This is a genomic window from Micromonospora sp. S-DT3-3-22, assembly GCF_015354745.1.
Classification (GTDB): Bacteria; Actinomycetota; Actinomycetes; order Mycobacteriales; family Micromonosporaceae; genus Micromonospora; species Micromonospora wenchangensis.
In genome coordinates this window covers 1-2339 of record NZ_JACGMO010000254.1, presented here as the reverse complement: position 1 = coordinate 2339, position 2339 = coordinate 1, and the positions used below count along the sequence as shown (strand labels likewise).

2 protein-coding genes are annotated in these 2339 nt (G+C 72.8%); both read right to left on the bottom strand.

Features of this window, described 5'->3' with window-relative positions:
- Positions 1–41: 41 nt before the first annotated feature.
- Complete coding sequence (locus H1A17_RS33920) at positions 42–1499, bottom strand: MFS transporter (protein WP_145922891.1); 1458 nt, start codon at positions 1497–1499, stop codon at positions 42–44.
- A gap of 126 nt (positions 1500–1625) precedes the next feature.
- Positions 1626–2339: thioesterase II family protein (locus H1A17_RS33915; RefSeq protein ID WP_194823802.1), on the bottom strand; the 714-nt coding region annotated here is incomplete at its 5' end.

Sequence of the window (2339 nt, the reverse complement as noted above, 5' to 3'; positions counted from 1 at the left end):
ACGACCGGAGTTCCCGGGCGCGCGGCCCGGCGGGCAGCCGGTCAGGGCGCGGTCTGCGCCGGTACGGCGTCGGCGTCGCGCGCCGGGGCGTCGTCCGCACCGGCCGGCCGGTCGCGGACCATGGTCAGCACCGCCACGGCGAGCAGGACGGTGATCACGGTGCTGATCGTGCCGATCACGTTCAGCCCGTCGGTGAACGCCTCCCGGGCGGAGGCCAGCAGCGTCGCACCGACCTCACCGGGCAGCCGTTCGGCGGCGGCGACGGCGGTGGCCAGCGTGTCGCCCGCAGCGGCGCCCTCGGGAACGGTCACCTGGCTGCGGTAGACGATGGTGCCGATGCTGCCCAGGATGGCGACGCCGAGCGCCATGCCCAGTTCGGTGCTGGTCTCCGAGACGGCCGAGGCGGAACCGGCCTGCTCGGGCGGTGCCGACCCGACGACGATGTCGGTGCCGAGGGCGATCAGCGGTCCACCCCCGGCGTAGACCAGGAGGAAGCCGACCACCAGCTGGGTGAGCCCGCCCTCGCTGCCGATCAGGGCCAGGCTCAGGTGCCCGACCGCCGAGACGGCCAGGCCGGCGGCCACCACGTGCGCCGGGGCGAACCGCCCGGCCAGCACCGGCGAGAGCATCGAGGTGACGATCAGCGCGATCGCCGCCGGCAGCAGCCACAGCCCGGCCCGCAGCGGGGAGAGCCCCACCACGAGCTGGAGGTACTGCGTGACGAAGAGGTACGTCCCACCGGCGATCAGCATGCTGAACAGCATCGCCACCAGGGCGGTGGTCAGCGCGCGGTTGCGGAACAGCCGCAGGTCGATCAGCGGGCTGGTGAGGCCCCGCTGCCGGCGGACGAAGAACACGCCGACGGCCAGGCCGGCGACGATGGCGAGCACCGGCAGCAGGCCCGGGTCGTCCTTGGCCAGCTCCTTGAGGCCGTAGATGACGGGCAGGATGGTGGCCAGGGACAGCGCCACGCTGGTCAGGTCGAGCCGGCCGGCGTCGGCGTCCCGGTACTCGGGCAGCAGGCGCGGGCCGGCCAGCAGCAGCACCGCCATGATCGGCACGTTCAGCAGGAAGACCGAGCCCCACCAGAAGTACTCCAGCAACGCGCCGCCGACCACCGGGCCGAGCGCGATGCCGACGGAGAACATGGTGACCCAGACGGCGATCGCGATCCCCCGCTGCTTGGCGTCCTGGAACATGTTGCTGATCAGCGCCAGGGTGGACGGCATCAGGGTGGCGCCGGCGATGCCGAGCGCGGCGCGCGCGGCGATCAGCATGGCCGGGCTGTCGGCGTACGCGGCGATCACCGAGGCGACCCCGAACGCGGCGGCGCCGATCAGCAGCAGCCGACGCCGGCCGATGCGGTCGCCGAGCGTGCCCATGGTCACCAACAGACCGGCGATCATGAAGCCGTAGATGTCGATGATCCACAGCATCTGCGGCGCGCTGGGCAGCAGGCTCTCGCTGATGTGCGGCACCGCGAGGTGCAGGACGCTCATGTCGATGGAGAGCAGCAGCGTCGGCAGCGCCAGGACTGCCAGGCCGAGCCATTCCCGGGGGCTGGCCCGGTGCTGTGGTTCGCTCGTGGTGCCCAAGGTGGTTCCTCTCTGGATCGTGCGGAGTGGTCAGCGCGACAGCGTCGCACTGGGGTGGGACATTTCTTGATGTTCCGCCATATGTGGGAAACAAAGCTGTAAAAGATGTTCCGCGATGGTTGCCGCAGTGTCCGGGGCGTACAGGTAGAAGTGGCCGCCGGTGAACATCCGGCGGGTGAAGGCCCCCGTCGTCTCCAGCGCCCACAGGTGCAGCCGGTCGGCGACGACCACCGGGTCGTCCACCGCGCCCAGCGACAGGATCGGCACCGCCACCCCGGTCGGCGGCCGGCGGTAGGTCTCCATGGCTTCGAGGTCGGCCCGGATCGCGGCCAGCGCGGGTCGCACCAGGTCCCCCCGGTGCAGCAGCTCGGGGCCGATCCCACCGATCTCCACCAGGTGCGCGAGCAGTTCGGCGTCGGTCCGGCGGTGCGCGAACGGCGGCTCGCCGGGAAAGCACGGCGGTTGGCGGGCCGACACCGTGAGCAGCCGGGGCGGCCGGCCGGCCCGCTCCATCGCCCGGGTCAGCTCGTAGCCCAGCACGCTGCCGAAGCTGTGCCCGACGATGGCGTACGGCAGCGGCGGCAGCTCCGCGACGGCGCGGCTGAGGCCGTCGACGAGCGGCTCGACCCGCCGCAACGGCGGCTCGGCGGCCCGCAACCCCCGGCCCGGCAACTGGGCGACCAGCAGTTCGACCCCCGCCGGCAGCACCGGCCGCCAGGACCGGAACGCCGACGGCCAGCCCCC

Bases quoted from the DNA above. Each gene is read 5' to 3' on its own strand.
- H1A17_RS33920 (WP_145922891.1), bottom strand. From the start codon at position 1,499: ATGAGCGTCCTGCACCTCGCGGTGCCGCACATCAGCGAGAGCCTGCTG.